This window comes from Actinosynnema sp. (genome assembly GCF_052038725.1).
Genome location: NZ_JBQGCX010001072.1, coordinates 1 through 3,298 on the forward strand (window position 1 = coordinate 1; position 3,298 = coordinate 3,298).

Annotated in this window: 5 protein-coding genes; all 5 read right to left on the reverse strand. The window is 71.0% G+C overall.

The window, feature by feature from the left end; all coding sequences use genetic code 11:
• Nucleotides 1–422 (reverse strand): phage portal protein (locus ACTUAL_RS22550; protein ID WP_440901637.1); only part of this gene is annotated, 422 nt, incomplete at its 3' end.
• A 46-nt stretch (nt 423–468) separates the two neighbouring features.
• Nucleotides 469–732: a hypothetical protein gene (locus ACTUAL_RS22555; RefSeq protein WP_440901638.1), complete on the reverse strand. Its 264-nt coding sequence runs from the start codon at nt 730–732 to the stop codon at nt 469–471.
• A gap of 6 nt (nt 733–738) precedes the next feature.
• A complete protein-coding gene (locus tag ACTUAL_RS22560) occupies nt 739–2,106 on the reverse strand; it encodes a terminase large subunit (protein ID WP_440901639.1) in 1,368 nt (455 codons plus the stop codon).
• 100 nt (nt 2,107–2,206) lie between these two features.
• Nucleotides 2,207–2,668 (reverse strand): phage terminase small subunit P27 family, encoded by a 462-nt coding sequence (locus ACTUAL_RS22565; RefSeq protein ID WP_440901640.1) that lies wholly within the window; start codon nt 2,666–2,668, stop codon nt 2,207–2,209.
• A gap of 191 nt (nt 2,669–2,859) precedes the next feature.
• Nucleotides 2,860–3,298: hypothetical protein (locus ACTUAL_RS22570; RefSeq protein WP_440901641.1), on the reverse strand; the 439-nt coding region annotated here is incomplete at its 5' end.

Here is a 3,298-nt window from a genome sequence, read left to right on the forward strand (position 1 = left end):
AGCGGGGATTCGACGGTGACCAGCGGGGTGTCGGGCCGGTCCTCGTTGGTGCCCACGATCGCGAACGCGCGCCCGAGCACCAAGGCGTCGATGTGCGCTTGTTCCGAGGCCAGGTGCATCCTGTTGGCGCGCCAGATCCGCCACAGCTCGGCATCGGCGGACTGCTCGCCGCCGAGCCGGAACCCCGTCACGTCCAGACGCTCGTCCAGCGCGTCGACCACGAGTTGCGGCCAGTTGACCACCACTTGGCGCACCCGGCCGTCGAGCCGACGGGTCAGCTCCGGGTGCATGTACGAGAGCGGCTGTTCGCCCTCGTAGTAGGCGTCAAGAGCCTCCAGTTCCGGGAGCTGGTAGTCGTGCAGCTTGCTCAACCGGGCGACCCACTGGGCGGCGGACAGCTCGAACTTCGTGGTGATGGCCAAGGGCGACCACCACAAAGCTCACGCCGTCCCCGCAGGGACCACCCGGTTACATGACGACCATGCGGCCGGACTTGCGCGGCTTCGCGCCGCGCAGCTTCCAGCCACCCACGGCCATCGCGGCAGTGGGCACCGCGTCGATGCGGCGGCCGGTCTTGCCGCGCTCGGGCTTGTCGGGCCGGATCAGGTCCGGATCACCGGGAGGGTGACGAAGCTCCACCGCGTCGAAGCAGACCGCCGCGACGGGGTTGCCGTGGTGCGACCACCCCCGGCTTTTCGTCAGGCCCATCAGCGCGGTCCTGCCGTGCGTCATGCCCCGTTACGTCTGGGCCACAGGATAAATCTTGTCGACTGTCACCTTCTCCAGGCGCTGACGGACCGGCTCGCCCGACCACTCGTCGTAGGAGATGTCCGCGACCCGCAGCAGCGCGGTGTCGGCGACGATGTCGGCCTCCACCCGGTCGTAGTCGATGACCTCGCCTTCGGTGACGGTGATCCACCCCGCCGCAGCCCACCGGGAGACCCGGCCCTCGGTGCGCTCGTCCAGGAACTGGACCCCAGCCTCGGGCAGCCAGAACCGCCACAACGCGCTCGGATGGCCGTCGATGCCGTCGGGCACGATCAGGCACCAGGCGGTCAGGTCCAAGCGCGCGGCCAGGTCGAGCCCGCCCCATGCGACCCGGCCAGCTAGTTCGCGGCGCAGGTCCTCGGGGTTCTCGCGGGTGCTGCCCGTGCACGCGGTGTAGAGGTGCATCGGCATCCACCGGCTCGACTGCGACACCCACTGGTTGAGCCGAAACTGCCGGAACACGTTCTCGCGCGCCGGGTCATTGCGGGCCTCAAGGGCTTCCTCCCGCAGCGCGGCCAGCGACAGGAAGTCGCCCAACGCAGGGTTGCTCAGGTGCCAGTTCGCCTCGTCCCACGGGTCGGCGTCCTCGGGCAGGTTGCGCAGGTACACGAACCGGTGCGGTGCCCGTGCCGGGTTCTCCGCGATCTTCACGCACTCGTCGTGCTCGGCCTTGGCGAAGCTGGCCGGGTCATTGCCCGCAGTGGTGGCCGCGATCAACAACGGCTCTAGCCGGGTGCCCATGCCGGTGCGCATCGCATTCCAGAAATCGCCGTTGGGCTGGGTCAACACCTCGTCGAAGATCACGCAGCTCGGATTGCTGCCCAGGTTGCCCAGCGCATCCGAGGGCACCACGACGTAGACGGAGTTGGTCCGCTCGTCCACGATCCGTGCCGAGTGCTCGATGACCCGCAGTCGCCGCGACAGGACCGGGCTGAGACGGACCATGCGGGCGGCGACGTTGAACACGAGCCGTGCCTGGTCGGTGTCGCGGGCGCAGCCGTAGACCTCCGCCGACTCCACGCTGTCGCCGACCAGCAGGTACAGCGCCACGAACGCCAACAATTCGGATTTGCCGTTCTTGCGGGCCAGCTCGATCCACGCGATGCGGAACCGGCGGACGTAGCACCCGGCCTCGTCGTCCCAGCGGACCTCGCCGAACAACGGTCGCACGACCTCGTCGCGCTGCCACGGCGCGAGGATGAACGGCCGCCGCGCCCACCGGTCCTTGGTGTGGACGCAGATCTCTTCGGCGAACGCCTGCGCGTGATCAGCGCGTGGCACGCACAGGTGCTCGCCGCGCTTGCGGCAGGTGCGGCCGTCGAAGGTGCGCCCGCACACCGGCAACCGCGCCCCGCGGGTGGGTGTCTTCGTGGGGTTTCGGGGCGTGGCGGTGCCGGTGCGCGGGCGGGTCTGGGAGGTCTCGGCGGTGGCGCGGGACTCAGCTGAGGAGGCGGCCCGGCCCGCCCTGGTGGTTCTGGTCGCCGCCCACCTCCACCTTGATGGCCTGGCGGTCGGACGGGGTCAGGCCGAACCTGCTGGCGTAGCTCAGGAACATGCGTTCGGCCTCGGCCTGGATCTGGAGCGCCGGGTTCTTCACCAGCCCTCCGGCCCCCTGCACGAGCAGGTGGGAGGAGGTGATCAGGGTGGTGGCCTGGCGGTAGCGCGACAACGCCTCGCACAGGATCAGGAACGCATCCAGGTCCCAGGCGGTGAGCACTCCGCGTTGCTCCAGGCCCGGCGCGAGCCGCGCCCAGATCGCGCGGGCACCGTCCGAGGCCCAGTCCGGGCAGGTGACTTCCTGCGTGGGCGGCACCGGTTCGGAGCTGTTGATCCGGTCGGCGCGGTCGCCGTGCAGGACACGCAGGCTGGTGGGCTTGGCGGCCGGGCCTCGTCTTCCCATGTCGACCACCACCGGCACCGCCGCACGGGCGGGGTGTTCTCGAACGTGCGGCGGTCACCAGGCGGGGACGCGGGGTCAGCGGCGGACCGGGCTGCCGCCGGTGTTGGAGCCGCCGGATGCCTGGCGGGGGCGGCGGGACACGGCCCGGCGGACACCGGCGAGCGCGCGAGAGAAGGCGTTACGCAGGGTGATCACCTCCCTTCGTCGGTCGTGGGGAGCGCGACGTGCAGCACGGCGGCCAGGTGGTGGCCATCGACGTACTTGTCGGCGAAGGGTGGGAGGCCGATCGCGGTGAGGAACGCCTCCTTGTGGGCGCGTAGCGGGAAGCACACGGCGTACCAATGCGGGGAATCGGTGACCAGGCGTGCGGGGCCGGGCGCGGTGTCGGCGGCGCGGAACGCAGCGAGCACGGCCTCCAGCTCGATCAGCGAGTCGGCGGCGAGGTCGTCGGTGTAGGGCAGGCCGTCGAGCGGGTCGGCGGTGCCGGTGGCCTGGAGCTGGGCGAGGACCTGTTCCGTCGAGAGCGAGTCGGACGAAGCGGCCAGCGCCTGGAGCGCGGCGAGCGGGTCGACCTCGGGCGGCGCCCCGGCCAGCCCCGCCCCCGCGACCCCCGAGGTCACCCCCCGCCCC